Annotated in this window: 13 protein-coding genes and 2 pseudogenes; 9 read left to right on the forward strand and 6 right to left on the reverse strand. The window is 59.5% G+C overall.

The window, feature by feature from the left end; genetic code table 11:
* Positions 1–47: 47 nt before the first annotated feature.
* Complete coding sequence (locus JNB85_RS10110) at positions 48–1382, reverse strand: dicarboxylate/amino acid:cation symporter (RefSeq protein WP_220334190.1); 1335 nt, start codon at positions 1380–1382, stop codon at positions 48–50.
* A gap of 207 nt (positions 1383–1589) precedes the next feature.
* On the opposite strand from JNB85_RS10110, the gene JNB85_RS10115 reads away from it, so the two are divergent.
* The 9 genes and pseudogenes from JNB85_RS10115 to JNB85_RS10155 all read left to right on the forward strand — a co-directional run bounded on the left by JNB85_RS10115 (position 1590) and on the right by JNB85_RS10155 (position 13975).
* Positions 1590–3467: a sensor histidine kinase gene (locus JNB85_RS10115; RefSeq protein ID WP_220334191.1), complete on the forward strand. Its 1878-nt coding sequence runs from the start codon at positions 1590–1592 to the stop codon at positions 3465–3467.
* Positions 3464–4831: a sigma-54-dependent transcriptional regulator gene (locus tag JNB85_RS10120; protein WP_220334192.1), complete on the forward strand. Its 1368-nt coding sequence runs from the start codon at positions 3464–3466 to the stop codon at positions 4829–4831. Before JNB85_RS10115 ends, JNB85_RS10120 begins: the two co-directional genes overlap by 4 nt.
* Positions 4832–5312: 481 nt before the next feature.
* Positions 5313–7256 (forward strand): PrkA family serine protein kinase, encoded by a 1944-nt coding sequence (locus JNB85_RS10125; protein ID WP_183748334.1) that lies wholly within the window; start codon positions 5313–5315, stop codon positions 7254–7256.
* Between the two features lie 37 nt (positions 7257–7293).
* The gene (locus JNB85_RS10130) at positions 7294–8571 is read left to right on the forward strand and encodes a YeaH/YhbH family protein (RefSeq protein WP_220334193.1); all 1278 of its coding nucleotides are present in this window, start codon (positions 7294–7296) and stop codon (positions 8569–8571) included.
* Entirely contained in the window at positions 8568–10133 is a 1566-nt protein-coding gene (locus JNB85_RS10135) for a SpoVR family protein (protein WP_220334194.1), read from the forward strand. Before JNB85_RS10130 ends, JNB85_RS10135 begins: the two co-directional genes overlap by 4 nt.
* A 120-nt stretch (positions 10134–10253) precedes the next feature.
* Complete coding sequence (locus JNB85_RS10140; protein ID WP_220334195.1) at positions 10254–10685, forward strand: hypothetical protein; 432 nt, start codon at positions 10254–10256, stop codon at positions 10683–10685.
* 207 nt (positions 10686–10892) lie between these two features.
* Positions 10893–11108, forward strand: a pseudogene (locus tag JNB85_RS10145) (alkanesulfonate monooxygenase); the annotation flags it as partial.
* A gap of 24 nt (positions 11109–11132) precedes the next feature.
* Positions 11133–12959 (forward strand): TRAP transporter large permease, encoded by a 1827-nt coding sequence (locus tag JNB85_RS10150; RefSeq protein WP_220334197.1) that lies wholly within the window; start codon positions 11133–11135, stop codon positions 12957–12959.
* A gap of 17 nt (positions 12960–12976) precedes the next feature.
* Complete coding sequence (locus tag JNB85_RS10155) at positions 12977–13975, forward strand: TRAP transporter substrate-binding protein (protein ID WP_220334198.1); 999 nt, start codon at positions 12977–12979, stop codon at positions 13973–13975.
* A gap of 76 nt (positions 13976–14051) precedes the next feature.
* Here the strand turns inward: JNB85_RS10155 and JNB85_RS10160 are convergent, their stop codons facing one another.
* The 5 genes and pseudogenes from JNB85_RS10160 to amiF form a co-directional block, all read right to left on the reverse strand.
* Entirely contained in the window at positions 14052–14405 is a 354-nt protein-coding gene (locus JNB85_RS10160) for a cupin domain-containing protein (RefSeq protein WP_220334199.1), read from the reverse strand.
* Complete coding sequence (locus JNB85_RS10165) at positions 14398–15066, reverse strand: cysteine hydrolase family protein (protein ID WP_220334200.1); 669 nt, start codon at positions 15064–15066, stop codon at positions 14398–14400. Before JNB85_RS10165 ends, JNB85_RS10160 begins: the two co-directional genes overlap by 8 nt.
* The gene (locus JNB85_RS10170; RefSeq protein ID WP_220334201.1) at positions 15066–16616 is read right to left on the reverse strand and encodes an ABC transporter ATP-binding protein; all 1551 of its coding nucleotides are present in this window, start codon (positions 16614–16616) and stop codon (positions 15066–15068) included. Before JNB85_RS10170 ends, JNB85_RS10165 begins: the two co-directional genes overlap by 1 nt.
* The gene (biuH, locus tag JNB85_RS10175) at positions 16613–17314 is read right to left on the reverse strand and encodes a biuret amidohydrolase (RefSeq protein WP_220334202.1); all 702 of its coding nucleotides are present in this window, start codon (positions 17312–17314) and stop codon (positions 16613–16615) included. Before biuH ends, JNB85_RS10170 begins: the two co-directional genes overlap by 4 nt.
* 51 nt (positions 17315–17365) lie before the next feature.
* A pseudogene (amiF, locus tag JNB85_RS10180) lies at positions 17366–17542 on the reverse strand (formamidase); the annotation flags it as partial.
* Between the last annotated feature and the right edge of the window lie 7 nt (positions 17543–17549).

Here is a 17549-nt window from a genome sequence, read left to right on the forward strand (position 1 = left end):
ATCCGCCGCCGATCGTATGACCGGCGGCGGATTTGCCTTGTCGGCGCTTATTCGGCCGGCTGTGCGGCGGGACCGAGCAGATCGCTGTCGTCCCGCGGGTTGCCGGCCATTGCGGCGGTAAAACGGGTCTGGTCGAGTTCGTTTTCCCAGCGGGCGACGACGATTGTGGCAACCGCATTGCCGACGAGGTTCGTCAGTGCCCGGCACTCAGACATGAAGCGGTCGATGCCGAGGATGAGCGCCATGCCGGCGATCGGAACCGAGGGAACGACCGAGAGTGTCGCGGCAAGCGTGATGAAGCCGGCCCCGGTGATGCCTGCGGCACCCTTGGAACTCAGCATGGCCACCAGAAGCAGTAGGATCTGGTCGCCGAAGCTCAGATGCGTATCCGTCGCCTGGGCGATGAAGAGCGCTGCGAGCGTCATATAGATGTTGGTGCCGTCGAGGTTGAAGGAGTAGCCGGTCGGGATGACGAGCCCGACGACCGAGCGCTTGCAGCCGGCACGTTCCATCTTGTTCATCAGGCCGGGCAGGGCAGCTTCCGATGACGAGGTGCCGAGCACCAGCAGCAACTCTTCCTTGATATAGCGGAGCAGCGCCAGGATGGAGAAGCCGTTGTAACGGGCGACTGCGCCGAGGATGATCAGCACGAAGAGCAGCGACGTCAGATAGAAGGTGCCGATCAGGAAAGCGAGGTTGGCGATCGCGCCAATACCATATTTGCCGATCGTGAAGGCCATTGCGCCAAAGGCACCGATCGGCGCAAACTTCATCAGGATCGCGACAAGACGGAAGACCGGGGCGGTCAGAACCTGGAAGAAGTCGAGGACAGGCTTGCCGCGTTCGCCGACGGAGCCGAGCGCAATGCCGAAAACGACGGAGAAGAACAGCACCTGCAGGATGTCGCCCTTGGCGAAGGCGCCGACGATCGTGTCCGGAATGATGTTCATCAGGAAGCCGACGATCGTTGCGTCATGGGCCTGGGCGGCGTAATTATTGACCGCCTTGGTATCGAGCGTTGCCGGGTCGATGTGCATGCCGGCGCCGGGCTGCAGCACGTTGGACACGACAAGACCGACAACGAGCGCCAGCGTCGAGAAGACGAGGAAGTAGCCAAGCGCCTTGCCGACCACGCGGCCGAACTTCTTGAGGTCGGCCATGCCGGCAATGCCGGTCGTGACCGTCAGGAAGATGACGGGCGCGATCACCATGCGCACGAGCTTGATGAAGGCATCGCCAAGCGGCTGCAGCGAGGCGCCAAGAGAAGGGTAGAAATGGCCGAGCAGGATGCCTGCGGCGATGGCGGCGAGAACCTGCACATAGAGGTGCCGGTAAAAGGGCGTTTTGCCGCGCTCTGCGGCGGCGTTCATTGCAATATCCATTGGTGTCCTCCGCTGTGCCGGACGCCGATGCGCCGGCGGCAAATCATGATGGTCAAACAGCCTCCCGACTGATGAGGACGTGGTTTGCAACGCGCGTGCCAGTTTCTTCCGCTTGTCTAATTCATTGATATTCTTGGATGCACCTGCTTGTTACAGGCGGGATAGTGCGATTCTCCGCACAAAGTGATTTGCCGTCCGTGCGAAAACATGCACAAGTACGCCATGCTCCAGAAGGCTGCGAACGAACGTTTCCTGACGCCTGAACAGCTCGGCCGGCGCTCCCGGTCGGTCTGGCTGATCTTTGCGGCGCTTGCTGCGGTCCTCATCGGAACAGCCCTTTACGGCGCCGGCATCTATGCCCGCCTGCAGGCAGTAGCAGCGCTGGAGGATCAGGGGCAGACCGACGCCAATCTCAAGGTGGCGCTGCTGCGCGCAGTGCTCGAAGGGCCGCGGGCGCTGCCGCTGCTTCTTGCCGATGACCAGCAGGTGCAAGACGCTTTGGCCTCGGGACAGGGAGAGTCGGTGATGGGGCTTGACCGTAAGCTCCAGAGCCTAGTCGCCGGCACCCGCGCCTCCGTTCTTTATGTAACCGGCAAGAACGGCATTGCGATTGCTTCCAGCAATTGGCAGGAGCCTCTGAGCTTTGTCGGCAACGACTATTCCTTTCGTGACTATTTCCGCCGTGCGATGGAAACAGGAACGGCGGAGCATTTCGCACTCGGCAATGTCTCCAAGCGGCCAGGTCTCTATATTTCCCGGCGGGTCGGAGATGCTGCGGCTCCGCTTGGCGTCGTGGTCGTCAAGATGGAGTTCGACCAGCTGGAATCCGATTGGCGCGATGCCGTCCGTCCGGCCTATGTCGTCGACGAGCACGGCGTCGTCCTCATCACCAGCCTGCCGTCCTGGCGTTTTATGACGACGAAGCCTCTGCCACAGGACAGCCTTGCGGCGATCAGAAACAGCCTGCAATTCGGCGAAGCGCCATTACTGCCCCTGCCGATCGAGGAGCGACAGGCGCTGAAGCCAGGAGCCGCCATTGTCCATGCCATCATGCCGGGCGCGGGGGAGGGCGAGTTCCTGCGATTGCGCACCGAGGTGCCGTCGACATCCTGGCAACTCGAATATCTCGTGCCGACCGAAGCGCCGATCGCCTCTTCGGTGCGCGAATGGCGGCTGCTGACATTGGCCGCCCTCATTCCCGTGCTGGCGATCATGACCTTTCTGCTGCGCCGTCGCCAGATCGTCGTCATGCGCATCGCGACTGAGAGGGCCGCCCGCGAGGAGCTGGAGCGCCGGGTGCTGGAGCGCACGCAGGACCTCAGCCGCGCCCGTGACCGGCTGCAGGAGGAGATATCGGACCACCGTTCGACCGAGGCGCGGCTGCAGGTGGTGCAGCAGGAGCTGGTGCAGGCGAACCGCCTGGCGATTTTGGGGCAGGTCGCCGCCGGAGTGGCGCATGAAATCAACCAGCCGGTCGCGACCATCCGCGCCTATGCCGACAATGCCCGCACGTTCCTCAAACGTCAGCAGCCGGAATCAGCCGACGATAATCTCGATGCGATTGCCAGCCTGACGGAGCGGATCGGCACCATCACCGAGGAGTTGAAGGCCTTTGCCCGCAAGGGCCGCACTGCGGCGGAACCGATAGAACTGCGCGCCGTCATCGAAGGCGCGGTCGTTCTGCTGCGAAGCCGGTTTGCCGGCGAGTTGGATGCGCTCGATATTAGGTTGCCTTCGGCCGATCTTAAAGTGAGCGGCAATCGCATCCGGCTTGAGCAGGTGCTGATCAATCTCTTTCAGAATGCACTGGAGGCCTTGGACGGCAGGGAAGGCGCAAAAGTTGAGGTCTTCTGCGATGAGAAGGACGGTGAGGTGGCGGTAACCGTCGTCGATAACGGCCCCGGCATATCGGACGACATCCTCGGCTCGCTCTTTTCGCCGTTTAACACCTCGAAGGAAAAAGGCTTGGGCCTCGGGCTCGTCATCTCCAAGGATATCGTTGCCGACTATGGCGGCCGTATCGAGGTCGAAAGCAACGGGAGCGGCACCCGCTTTACCGTTTATCTGCAGAAGGCACAGGCATGAGCGAAGCAATCCCAGTCTTCCTTATCGATGACGACAAGGATCTCCTGAAGGCGACGAAACAGACACTGGAGCTCGCCGGCTTTTCTGTTTCGACCTTTTCCGCCGCTACGGAAGCGCTGAAGGATCTGAACGCGGAGTTTTCGGGTGTCGTCGTTTCCGATATCCGCATGCCGCATATCGACGGATTGCAGCTCTTCGACCGCATCCGCCGGCTCGACGAAGACCTGCCCGTGATCCTGATCACAGGACATGGTGACATCCCGATGGCCGTCAAGGCGATCCAGGACGGAGCCTATGACTTCATCACCAAGCCTTTCGCCGCCGACAGGCTGGTGCAGAGCGTGCATCGTGCCGCCGAAAAGCGCCGGCTCGTACTCGACAACCGGTCGCTGCGCGAAGCGGCCGAGCAGGCGCAGGGCGATCTGCCGCTGATCGGCCAGACGCCGGCCATCGAGCGCCTGCGGGCAACGCTCCGGCAGATCGCCGACACCGATGTTGATGTGCTGGTGACCGGGGAGACCGGCAGCGGCAAGGAAGTAGTCGCAAGCCTGTTGCATCGCTGGAGCCGTCGCTCGAAGGGAAACTTCGTTGCACTGAATTGCGGCGCCCTGCCGGAAACTGTGATCGAAAGCGAGCTCTTCGGCCACGAAGCCGGGGCCTTCACCGGTGCTCAGAAGAAACGCATCGGCCGTATCGAACACGCAAGCGGCGGAACGCTATTCCTCGATGAAATCGAAAGCATGCCGGCTTCCGCGCAGGTGCAGATGCTGCGCGTCTTGGAAATGCGCGAAGTTACGCCGCTCGGCACCAACGAGGTGCGGCCCGTCGATCTGCGTGTCGTCGCTGCCGCCAAGGTCGATCTCGGCGATCCGCGTGAGCGCGGCGATTTCCGCGAGGACCTTTATTATCGCCTCAATGTCGTGACGATCAGCATTCCGCCACTGCGCGACCGGCGCGACGACATCCCGCTGCTCTTTGCCCATTTCACCGAGCGGGCTGCCAGCCGTTTCAAACGTCCCGTTGCCGCGCCTTCGCCCGAGCTGCTCCGCCACCTGAAGAGCCATAACTGGCCGGGCAACGTGCGCGAGCTCTCGCATTTCGCCGAGCGCTTCGTACTCGGCCTTGAAGCGACACCGGCGGAAACGCCGCAAAACGGGATGGGGGACAAAGAGGCTTCCCTGCCTCTGCCGGCGAGGGTCGACCGCTATGAGGCCGATATCATCCGCGAAACGCTGACCCGGAACGACGGCGACGTGCGCCGGACGATCGAAACACTCGGCATTCCGCGCAAGACCTTTTATGACAAGCTGCAGCGCCACGGCATCGAGCGGGCCGCATTCAGCTCTTCAAAGCCTGAGAACTGACACTTTGGCTAGCGGGCTGTGGCGAGCGGATCCGGATATAAACACCTCGGTCGGAAGTCCGGGGGATCCGAGCCTTAAGCGTAAGGATTGTGATCATGGCCTAGTTTCGACCAGGCCTTGCTTTTCTGACGCCTGCTGAAAGCATAGCTTTCGTTCTGACGGCAAGAAAAACTCGGTCCAGCGAATCAGGTGGCCCATGAAACGGCACCGGCACATATTCCCATCATTGGCGTGAAGGTGCGTGGCGTTCTCTTTTCATACCGCGCGCGAATGATACTCCCGCCGCCGCCGCAAAGCTATAGAGGTGGTCAATTTTCGAGGATCAAATTGCCAGGTTACGCGCAATTTTCTGTGTAGCGATGCTGGAATGCCGGCCATGTCTTATTTCCGACGATGAGGACCTTGATCTTTCGAAACATTGGCGCACCATCTTAGTTAGCGAAGGCGAAAATCGCTGAGGCAGACCTTTATAGGAGGGCCTATGCTGAACAACTCCCTATTTGATGCGTTTACCCGTAACTACGAGTCTCGCCGTGAGACCGATATGTCCATCGCGGACTATCTGTCCTTGTGCAAAGAGGATCCGATGGCCTATGCCAATGCCACCGAGCGGCTGCTTTCGGCAATCGGCGAACCCGAGATCATCGATACAGCGAAGGATCCGCGGCTCGGTCGGATTTTCATGAACAGAACCATCCGAACCTATCCCGCCTTTGACGGGTTTTTCGGCATGGAGGAGACGATCGAGCGGATCGTTTCTTTCTTCAGACATGCTGCCCAAGGCTTGGAGGAGCGCAAACAGATCCTTTACCTGCTCGGCCCGGTCGGCGGCGGCAAGTCTTCGCTTGCTGAGCGCCTGAAGCAGTTGATGGAGGTCAATCCCATCTATGTGCTGAAAGCCGGTGACGACCTGAGCCCGGTCTTTGAAAGCCCCCTCAATCTTTTTGATCCCCTGACCATGGGTCCGTTGCTGCTTGAGGAATACGGCATCCCGACTCGTCGTCTCAGCGGCCTGATGAGCCCGTGGTGCCTGAAACGGCTTGATGAGTTCGATGGCGACATCTCCCGCTTCCGGGTCGTCAGGATCCAGCCGTCGAGGCTGCGGCAGATCGCGATTGCCAAGACAGAGCCGGGCGACGAGAACAATCAGGATGTCTCGTCGCTGGTGGGCAAGGTCGACATTCGCAAGCTCGAGCACTACTCGCAGAACGATCCTGATGCCTACAGCTATTCCGGCGGCCTCAACCGGGCCAATCAGGGCGTGCTGGAATTCGTCGAGATGTTCAAGGCGCCGATCAAGATGCTACATCCGTTGCTGACGGCGACGCAGGAAGGCAATTACATGGGCACCGAGAACATCGGTGCGATTCCCTTCTCTGGCATCATCCTTGCGCATTCGAACGAAGCGGAGTGGCAGACCTTCAAGGCCAACAAGAACAACGAGGCCTTCATTGACCGCATCTGCGTCATCAAGGTTCCCTATTGCCTGAGAGTGATGGAGGAACAGAAGATCTACGAAAAGCTGATCGAAGGATCGGAGCTTGCGGATGCGGCGTGCGCGCCGGCGACACTGGAGATGCTGGCTCGTTTCTCCGTCCTGTCACGGCTTCGCAAGCATGAGAATTCCAATCTCTTCTCAAAAATGCGCGCCTATGACGGCGAAAGTCTGAAGGAAACCGATCCGCGTGCCAGAAGCGTGCAGGAATATCGGGATGCCGCCGGCGTCGATGAGGGCATGGACGGAATATCGACACGTTTCGCGTTCAAAGTTCTTGCATCGACGTTCAACCACGACACGACGGATATCGGCGCCGATCCTGTGCATCTGATGTATGTCCTGGAACAAGCTATCCGTCGCGAGCAGTATGGCGAGGAGACGGAAAAGCGTTACATGGAGTTCATCAAGGCCGAATTGGCGCCGCGTTATGCGGAATTCATCGGCAACGAGATCCAGAAGGCCTATCTGGAATCCTATTCCGACTACGGTCAGAACCTGTTCGACCGCTATGTAGATTACGCGGATGCATGGATCGAGGACGTCGATTTCAAGGACCCGGATACTGGTCAGCTGCTCGACCGTGAACTTCTGAATCAGGAACTGACGAAGATCGAAAAACCTGCGGGCATCGCAAACCCCAAGGATTTCCGCAACGAGATCGTAAAGTTCTCCCTCAGGTCGCGCGCCGCCAATGGCGGCAAGAATCCCTCCTGGACGAGCTATGAAAAAATCCGGGAAGTCATCGAAAAGCGTATGTTCTCACAGGTCGAGGATCTGCTGCCCGTCATCTCCTTCGGTTCGAAGAAGGACAGCGAGACCGAAAAGAAACACAGCGAATTCGTCTCGCGCATGGTGGCGCGGGGCTACACGGAACGGCAGGTTCGCCGGCTGGTGGAATGGTACATGCGCGTCAAGCAGGCGAGTTAGGTAGGCTGTCCGAGCGAGTACCCAGGTAGGAGCAAACATGCACATCATAGACCGGCGGCTTAACCCGCGCGGTAAAAGTTTAGAAAATCGACAAAGGTTTCTACGGCGTGCCAAGGACGCCGTAGAGCAGGCGGTTAAACGATCTTTGCAAGACCGCAGCATCCGCGATGTGCTTGATGGCGGTGAAGTCACTCTTCCGATCGGCGGCATGGCCGAACCCGGCCTTCACCGGGGGGGAGGAGGAATTCAAGATCGCATCCTTCCCGGCAACCAAAAGTTCGTCGAGGGCGATTTCATCAAGCGTCCGCCGGCATCGGGCGGCGGTCGTTCGTCCGAGGCGGGAGAGGGCGATGGCGAAGACGGTTTCCGCTTCATACTAACCCGAGAGGAATTCCTCAACATCTTCCTCGAAGATCTGGAGTTGCCTGATCTCGCCAAGCGCCGGCTGAGCGAAACCGAGGAGGTGACGCCGCAAAGAGCCGGCTTTTCTGTTTCCGGCTCCCCCTCAAACATCGCCGTCGGGCGCACGACACGCCTTGCCATGATGCGGCGCCTTGCGCTTCATCGCCCCACGGCAGAGGAGATCGAAGCGCTCCAGAAGCAGATCGAAGAATGCGAGAATGCGAAAGAGCGCCTCGTTCTCGAAGACAGGCTGAGGACACTGACGCTCAAGAGCAAGCGCATTCCCTATATCGACCCGCTCGATGTCCGCTACCGGCGCTTTGAAAACACGCCAAAGCCAGTCGTGAAAGCAGTGATGTTCTGCCTCATGGATGTTTCCGGTTCCATGAGCGAGCATATGAAGGATCTCGCAAAGCGCTTCTACCTGCTCCTCTATCTCTTCCTGTCGCAGCGTTACGAAAAGGTGGAGATCGTCTTTATTCGCCATACGGAAAAGGCGGAGGAGGTCGATGAGGAGACTTTCTTCTATAGCCCGGCGACGGGCGGCACGCTGGTCTCCAGTGCGTTGGCCGTCATGCGCTCGATCGTTGCTGCGCGTTTTGATCCGACGGAGTGGAATATCTATGCGGCGCAGGCCTCCGATGGCGACAATTCCTACTCAGATGGAGCTTTGACCGGCCAGCTGCTGCAGCAGGAAATCTTGCCGGTCTGCCAGTACTTCGCCTATATTGAGGTCGGTGAGGAAGACGGAGATTCTTCGATGTCAAGGTCGCCGCTCTGGACGCTTTACCAGGAAATCCGCTCTGCAACACGGCCTCTTGCCATGCGCAAGGTCTGCCGCAAGAACGAGATATTCCCTGTTTTTCATGACCTGTTTCAGAAGAAGGCTGCCACGGCAGGGGCTACGCCATGAAGACCAGCACGCGGCAAAAGGAAGAGCTTCTGTTCGAAGGGGCTGACTGGGATTTTCCGATTTTGCAGCGCATTCATGACGCCTGCGAAGAGATTGCGCTTGGAGAACTGGGGCTCGATGTCTATCCGAACCAGATCGAGGTCATCACGTCCGAGCAGATGCTCGATGCCTATTCCTCGACAGGTATGCCGCTCTTCTATCGCCACTGGTCCTTCGGCAAACATTTTGCCCATCACGAGGCCTTCTACCGCCGCGGGATGCGCGACCTCGCCTACGAGATCGTCATCAACAGTTCGCCCTGCATCTCCTATCTCATGGAGGAAAACACGGCGACCATGCAGACGCTGGTCATTGCGCACGCAGCCTTCGGCCATAACCACTTCTTCAAGAACAACTATCTGTTCAAGCTCTGGACCGATGCCGAAGGTATTCTCGATTATCTCGATTTCGCCAAAAGCTACATCTCCCGCTGCGAGGAACGATATGGGGAAGCGGCTGTGGAGCGTACGTTGGATGCTGCACACGCATTGATGTCACACGGCGTGCACCGCTACGCCGGCAAAACCCAGGTTGATCTCCGGCAGGAAGAAAAGCGGCTGCAGGAGCGCCGCGCCCACGAGGAGAAAATCTTCAACGATCTGTGGCGCACCGTGCCAACCAGCCTCAAACGCAACAAGTCGGATCGCGATCTCGAGCGTAGACGTGCCGCTCTCGGCTTGCCTCAGGACAATATTCTATACTTCCTCGAAAAATCGGCGCCCCGGCTGCATCCCTGGCAGCGCGAGATATTGCGCATCGTCCGCCACGTCGCTCAATATTTCCATCCTCAGCGCCAGACCAAGGTGATGAACGAGGGGACTGCCACCTACGTCCATTACAACGTTATGCAACGCCTGCATGAGCGCGGCCAGATCAGCGACGGCAACTTTTTCGAGTTTTTGAAATCGCATACGAATGTCATTTTCCAGCCGATGTATGATGATCGGCGTTTCTCCGGTTTCAATCCCTATGCGCTTGGCTTTGCAATGATGCAGGATATCGAGCGCATCGTGACGAAGCCCACAGGCGAAGACCGCGAGTGGTTTCCGGATATTGCCGGGCGGGGCGATCCTATGGCGGTCCTGCGCGATATTTGGGCCAATTATCGCGATGAGAGTTTCGTCAGCCAATTCCTTAGCCCAAGCCTCATGCGCCGGTGGCGCATGTTCCAGCTCCACGATGATCCCGACATCAAGGAAGGCATTCTGGTTTCAGCGATCCACGACGAGCGCGGCTATCGGCGCATTCGCCGGCAACTCTCGCGCAGTTACGACATAGGGCACACCGATCCGGCGATTGAGATCGTCGACGTCGATCTGGCCGGCGACCGCAGGCTGCTTTTACAACACCGGGCCAGCAATGACGAATTCCTGGAAGAGGAAGACCTAAAGCTCGTCCTGCAGCACCTTGCCGATCTCTGGAGCTATGACGTCCTCCTGGAAGAACTCGACAGCAAGGACAGTGTCGTCCGGAAGCACGTCGCCCATCCGCGGGCTTTTGCGAGACAAAGCGAATTCGCCTGATTGGTGGAATTCTGCCATTGAAGAGACCCGATTCTTCAAACGTGATTGGACAGGCCGCGCAGTTGGGATCAACGTTATCGACGGGGGCGTGCAGTCTATTTTTCCAAATAGGAGGCCGTCATGGAACAATACGCAGTCGATCAGCTCAAGGCTATAGCCAAGGTTAGCCGCACCACGCCACAACTGTCTCGCGCCGAGCGGTTGAACCGGTGGGCGGAGCTTCTGGAAAGCGATCCTGCGCGTTCGCTCGTTACCCTTCGGGAGACCGAATATCTGCCCCGTGACCAGCGGATAAAGATGAGAATCACAGGGTCACCCATATCCGTAGCCTATGCCGATCCGGTTCTGCGTGCAGCCGGTCTTGAGGGCGATACTTATGGAGATGCCCTGAGTTTCTTCGACCTTAACGATCGGCAACTGCACGGTCTCGTCTGCTCCTGCCATTTCGGGGCACGGGTTGATGCGGGTGTCGTCGCCCGCCATCTGAGAGCTGCCTCCATATCGGGCATGAAGGGCATTCTGGCGCGCATGCGGCTGATGTTTACGCGATAAGCCGGCTGCGTACCCGAAATCGTTGGCCAGACGTTCGCTGCAGCAGAACCCGGCTGATGAAGTGCGGCACTTCACAGCCGCGCTTCGCCTGCGTCCGGCAGCAAGTACAGATCTCGGAGTGGCGGCATCTGCCAATGTCGCCTGTTTGCGACGGCCCTTTGCAAATGCGCCGCTTTTCATAGTAAGCGGTTGCATCTTCTTAAGACAGTTCATTCCCCTGCTCTCGTCTTCGATGCTGTGGCCTATCAAAAGGCCAGCGTCGAAACCTTTTATTATTTCGGCATACCCCTCCTTGAGGAAGCCTATCGTTTCGGCGAAAAGGTTCTGCCGCGTCTCGATGTCAGCAGAAAATGCATAAAGACGCGCAACTTCACCTGGTCGACACCCTTCGATCGTGGCCTTTCCACCGCCGAGAGCGCCTGAGGGCACTGCAAGAAAGCAAATTCTGTGGCAGCAAGCGAATTCCACCCAGCCGAACAGGAGACTGATGAGGGATTTGCAGCCCGCATCCTGAAGGCGATCGAAGCCGTACTTGGCGTTGCTGCCGCGTCGGTGCTTGCCGCGCTGCTCTTCATGGTGCTGGTCACTGTCTGCATGCGCTATTTCTTCGCGACCGGTTTTCTCGGAGCCGAGGATCTCGGCATCTGGCTGCACGTGCTGCTGATCGCGCTTGGCGCGCCGCTTAGCCTCAACAGTGCGCTCGCCATGCGTCTTGATGTCTTCGTCAAGATGATGCCTGAGCGGCTGCACTCGGCAACACAGGTCGCGGCCGATGTTTTCACCGTGCTATCGGGTCTCATCTTGAGCTTCGGCGGCAGCGAGATCATGACCATGCTCGGAGGCATTTCCCCGACGCTGGGCGTACCGGAATGGATCCGCTTCGGCTTTCTCGGCGCCGGTGGCGTGCTGATCCTCGTCGTACTTCTGCTGCAACGTATCGTCGAAGAAAAGGTTTGGCCGGTCCTTTTTTCCGTCGCTATCGGAAGTGCGCTCTATGCCTGCATCCCCTTCGTCTCCGTCAAGCTCGACTGGCCGCCGAGCATCTTTCTCGGCCTAATCGCCGCGATCGGCCTGGTGCTTGCAGCACCCCTGCCACACGCCTTCCTGGCGGCCGCCTATATCGTGATCGCCTTCGGCAGCAGCCTGCCGGAACCGGCGATCGTCTCTTCGACAGTGGCCGGGATCTCGAGGTTCCTGCTGCTTGCGATCCCCTTCTTCCTGCTTGCCGGCGGACTGCTGACAGCATCGGGCGTTGCCAACCAGCTCGTGCGCTTTGCCGCCGCCATGGTGGGCCATCGCCGTGCCGGCCTCGCCCAGACGACATTGCTCACCAGTGTGCTCTTTTCCGGAGCCTCAGGTTCCTCGGTCGCCAATGCCGCTTTCGGCGCATCCACCTTCCAGCCGGAGCTCGTCCGCCACGGTTATCCGCCCGCCAAGGCCGCAGCGATCATTGCAGCGACCTCGGTACTCGACAACGTCATTCCACCGTCGATCGCCTTCCTGATCCTGGCAACCGCCACCAATCTTTCCGTCGGCTCCCTGCTGGTCGGCGGTTTCTTTGCGGGTGGTCTGATGGCCATCTGCCTCGCGGTCGCGATCCATCTGACGGTTCGCGACCAGGCGCCTCTGGCGCGGGCCACATCCGCACAGCGCCGGCAGTCGGCTGTCCAGGCAATCCCTGCCTTCGGCCTCGGCGTCATCGTCGTGGTCGGCATTCGCATCGGTATCGTCACGACGACGGAGGCCGCCGCCCTCGCCGCCTTCTACACCTTTCTGCTTGGCATCGGTGCGCGGCTTGGCATGTTCTCGCTTTATGCCGCCTTTCGCCAGGCGGCGGTCGAGGCCGCCGCTATCGGCCTTCTGATTGGCACAGCCGGCCCCTTTGCCTTCCTGCTTGCGGTTGATGATGTCTCAGGCCTGATCTCACACCTGACGACGGTGCTCGGCGGCAGTGCGCTCGCTGTCATCCTGTTGTCCAACATCATCCTGCTGGTCGTTGGCCTCGTTCTCGATATCGGCGCTGCGATCCTGCTTTTCGGCCCGATCCTGTTGCCTGCGGCTGTCGCCGCCGGCATCGATCCCATTCATTTCGGCGTCATCATCGTCGTCAATCTGATGATCCACGGACTGACGCCGCCGCTCGGCATGCTGATCTTCGTCGTCAGTGGCGTGACCCGCATACCCGCTTCCGCCCTTTTTAAAGCGGTCGTTCCCTATCTGCTTGCCCTTCTCGTCTCCCTCGCAATCCTTTGCGCCTGGGCGATCATCTTCTAACGGACAGGACCTCATTCATGGACAATCTCAACCGACGCAATTTCCTGAAGACTACCGCGATTGCCGGAACAGCCCTTGCCGCCCCGGCCTTCGTTCGCAGGGCAGCTGCCCGCACAACGACCATCACCATCGCCTCGCTGCTTGGCGACGACAAGCCGGAAACCAAAATCTGGGTGAAGATCAGAGAGCTGGTCGAAGCAAAGCTGCCCGGTCAGTTCAAGTTCAACATCGTCAAGAACGGTGCGCTTGGCGGCGAAAAGGAAGTGGCGGAAGGCGTTCGCCTCGGCTCCATTCAGGCAAGCCTTTCGACGGTCTCCTCGCTTTCCGGCTGGGTGCCGGAACTGCAGATCCTCGATCTTCCCTTCCTGTTTCGTGATGCCGATCATGTGCGCCGCATCGTCGGCGGCGATGTCGGCACCGAACTTAAAAGCAAGCTGCAGGCGCAGAGTTTCGTCGTCGGCGATTTTATCAATTACGGCGCCCGTCATCTGCTAAGTAAGGAGCCGGTGACGCGCCCGGAACAGCTCAGGGGCAAACGCATCCGCGTCATCCAGAGCCCGCTGCACACCAAGCTCTGGAGCGCCTTCGGCACGGTGCCGATCGGTATTCCGATCACCGAGACTTATAATGCGCTGGCAACCGGTGTTGCCGACGCCATGGACCTCACCAAATCGGCTTATGCCGGCTTCAAGCTCTATGAAGTCGTGCCCTACATGACCGAGACCGGCCATATCTGGGCCTCTGGCGTTATCTATTATTCCTCGACCTTCTGGGGCGGCCTGAATGACGAGGAGAAGGCGGTCTTCCAGCAGGCCTCTGCGGAAGGTGCCGCCTACTTCAACCAGCTGATCGTCGATGACGAGGTAGCGTCGGTGGAAGTCTCGCTGAAGAACGGTGGCAAGCTGTTAAAGCCGGAAGCCTTCGAAGACTGGCAGAAGGGTGCGCAAGGCGTCTGGGACGATTTCGCTCCCACCGTCGGCGGGCTCGACCGCATCAAGGCAGTCCAGTCGTCCTGACAAAGCTTTGAACGCAAGGCTGGCCCATTAGCCAGCCTTGCCGAATTCTCAGGGTACGAAGCAGCGAGCGTCGAATTCACGCTGTTTCCTCGTCCAGGATTTTTACCGGCCTGTCCCACTGGATGAGCACCACGCAGCCGGGATCGCTCCAGACTGAATGCTCGGTACCGGGCGCATTGACGACATAGCTGCCACGACCGTAATCCCCCGCTTCGTCGGATTGCACACCGTCGAGAACAAGGATGGTCTCAAGTCCTTCATGGCGATGGCGGGGAACGCTGGCGCCGGCCTCGTATTTCAGAAGCGCCACGCCCGGCTGATCGCCTTCGAAAGGCCTGATCCAGTGGATGGTCACGTCGTCGCGGAAAGGGCCGAATTCCAGCTCCTTCCAGCCGCCTGATGTGAGCAGCTCGCGGGTGGTTTCAGGCATAGGCTATGCTTTCCAGGATATCGTCGACATGTGCGGTCCAGCCGACGATCGCACCCTGGGCGCGGATCATGGCAATGGCTGCCGCCTTGAATTCGGGGAAGTAGCTTTCCGTCGCCTCCTCGGCGAGCAGACATTCGTAGCCGCGATCGTTCGCCTCGCGCATAGTCGTCTGCACGCAGACTTCGGTCGTCACGCCGGCAAAGACGAGCTGCTTGATACTCTTCCGTTGCAGCACATCGTCGAGTTCGGTGGCGTAGAAGGCGCCCTTGCCAGGCTTTTCGATCACCACTTCGCCCTTCAGCGGTGCGAGTTCCGGCAGGATCGCGGTGCCGGGCTCGCCTGAAACGAGAATGCGGCCCATGGGGCCTTCGTCACCGATCCTAAGTGTCGGGTTGCCGCGGTCGCGTTTTGCCGGCGCCAGGTCCGAGAGATCGGGCCGGTGACATTCCATCGTGTGGATCACCGGCAGGCCGGCATTGCGAAAGCCTTGGATGAGGCGTTTGACGTCGGGCACGATCCTGGTGATGCGGCTGACATCATTGCCAAGGCTTGCTCCGAAGCCGCCCGGTTCGGCGAAATCACGCTGCATGTCAATGACGATGAGGGCAAGCTGGTCGTGCTTCACCGGAAAGGCGAAAGGCTCTGCCTTGATCTCCGCCATCAGTGATGCCCCGCCATATGCGCGCCGATGACGCCGATATCGGCTGACCGTGCCGGCGTCTCGTAGACCAGTTTGCCTTCGGAAATCACCATGATGCGGTCGGACATCTCGAGCAACTCGTCGAGGTCTTCGGAAAGCAGCAAAACGGCCGTACCGGAATTGCGCGCTTTCATGATGCGGGCGCGAATCTCCGCAACCGCCGAGAAATCGAGACCGAAACAGGGATTCGAGACGATCAGCAGATCCACCTCGCCAGTCAGTTCGCGGGCGAGCACTGCGCGTTGCACGTTACCGCCCGAAAGGGCTGCGATCGGCGAGGAAGAGGATGCCGTCTTGACCTTAAAATCGAAAATCAAATCCGTGGCGCGCTTCTTCATCCTGCCCTTGTTCAGCCAGATCGCATCCTTGCCATCCGCCTTCAGATCGAATGTGCGGAAGGCGAGGTTTTCGCTGATCGTCATACGTGGAGCGCAGGCATTCTGCAGCGGCTCCTCTGGGATGAAGCGGACATTGTTCTTGCGGGTCTCCGGACGTGTCGCGCCGTAAATCTCACCCTTGACGCTGACGCGGCCAGTATCAGTCGGCCGCTGGCCGGCAAGGATCTCAGTTAGTTCCTTCTGGCCATTGCCCGATATGCCGGCAATGCCGACGATCTCGCCCGAGCGGACTGTGAGATTATCGATCTCGATGGTCTTGAGACCGGAACGATCCGGCGCCTTGACCTGCTCGACCGTCAGCACAGGTTTGGCGCTTTCGGAAATCGGAACACGGATATCGAGTTCGGCGAGCTTGACGTCGCCGATCATCGTCGCCGCCATGTCGGCCGTGGAAAGCTCACCCACCTTGCCGGTGCCGACGAGCTTGCCGCGCCGCAGGATCGATACGGCGTCGGCGAATTTCGTGACCTCGTGGAATTTGTGGGAGATCATCAATACGGTCAACTCGCCGCGCTGTGTCATGCCGCGCACGAGGCCGAGCATTTCTTCTGCTTCGGCAGGCGTCAACACCGAGGTCGGCTCGTCGAGTATAAGGAACGAGCGACCGAGATAGAGTTGCTTGACGATTTCAAGCTTCTGCTTCTCACCGGCGGCAAGTTCACTGACGGGACGATCGAGCGGGATCTTGAAGGGCATGCGCTCCATGAAGGCGGCAAGATCCTTGCGTTCCTTTGCCCAGTTGATGATGGCAGGCACTTCGGCGCGGCTGATGACGAGATTTTCTGCCCCCGTCAGTGAGGGAACCAGCGTGAAATGCTGGTAGACCATGCCGAGCCCGTAGGTCGCAGCGTCATTGGGCGAAGCGATCGCCACTTCGCGTCCATCGACGGAAAGCGCGCCCGATGTCGCGTGGTAGAAACCCATAATACACTTGACGAGCGTCGACTTGCCGGCGCCGTTTTCGCCGAGCAGCGCGTGAAAGCTGCCTGCGGGTATTTTGATTGACACATGATCGAGGGCGGTGAAGCCGCCGAAGCGCATCGTCATGTCGATCGTGTCGATGCCGACGGCCTTGCCGGCTTGCGGGAGGGGAGTGTCGCGGACCGTGCTCATGGCAGCTGCCTCAGAAGCTTCTCTGAATTAGAGACCGACCCGAAAACACCGCCCTGCATCTTCACCATTTTGATGGCGGCAAGGTGGTTGCCATAGTCGGTCGCTCCACAGCAATCTTCCAGCAGGAGGCATTCATAGCCGCGGTCGTTCGCCTCGCGCATCGTGGTGGAGACACAGACGTCGGTGGTAATGCCGGTCAGGATGATGTTCTCGATGCGCTTCTGGTTGAGTATCAGTTCAAGATCGGTAGCGCAGAAGGACCCCTTGCCGGGCTTGTCGATGATTGTCTCCCCTTCGATTGGATAGAGCTCCGGGATGATGTCCCAGCCGGGTTCGCCGCGTGTGAGGATACGCCCGCAAGGGCCAGGATCGCCGATGCCCGCCCCGATGCGCTGCGAGCGCCAGCGCTTGTTGGCCGGCAGGTCGGCGAGATCGGGGCGGTGGCCTTCGCGCGTATGGATGATGTGATAGCCCTTGGCCCGCATGGCGGTCAGGACCTTCTTAATCGGCTCGATCGGGGCCTGCACAAGCGACAGGTCGTAACCCATGTGATCGACATAACCGCCCTTGCCGCAGAAATCCGTCTGCATATCGATGATGACGAGGGCGGTATTGTCCGGCCGAAGGGCGCCGTTATAGGGCCAGGCATAGGGGTCGGCGTCGATATAGTGTTCTTTGGTTTCGACCATGGCGTCCATCGTCTTCTTCTCCTATTCACCCGCGAGTTTGGATGTTTCGCCGCAGCGGCGCAGCGCGTATTCCGGAAAGACGACCAGATCGATGCTCGGTTGATTGCGCCGCGCCTTGCCGACGAGATCGACGATCACATGTGTCTGGCGGGCCAGGTCTTCCCTCGTGACGGTGACGGGGAGCTGCAACTGGACGATGCCGTGTTCCGACTTGTTCAATCCGCCGAGACCGTTCATGGTTTGC

Origin of the sequence: Rhizobium mesosinicum (assembly GCF_019511345.1) — a bacterium.
GTDB lineage: Bacteria > Pseudomonadota > Alphaproteobacteria > Rhizobiales > Rhizobiaceae > Rhizobium > Rhizobium mesosinicum.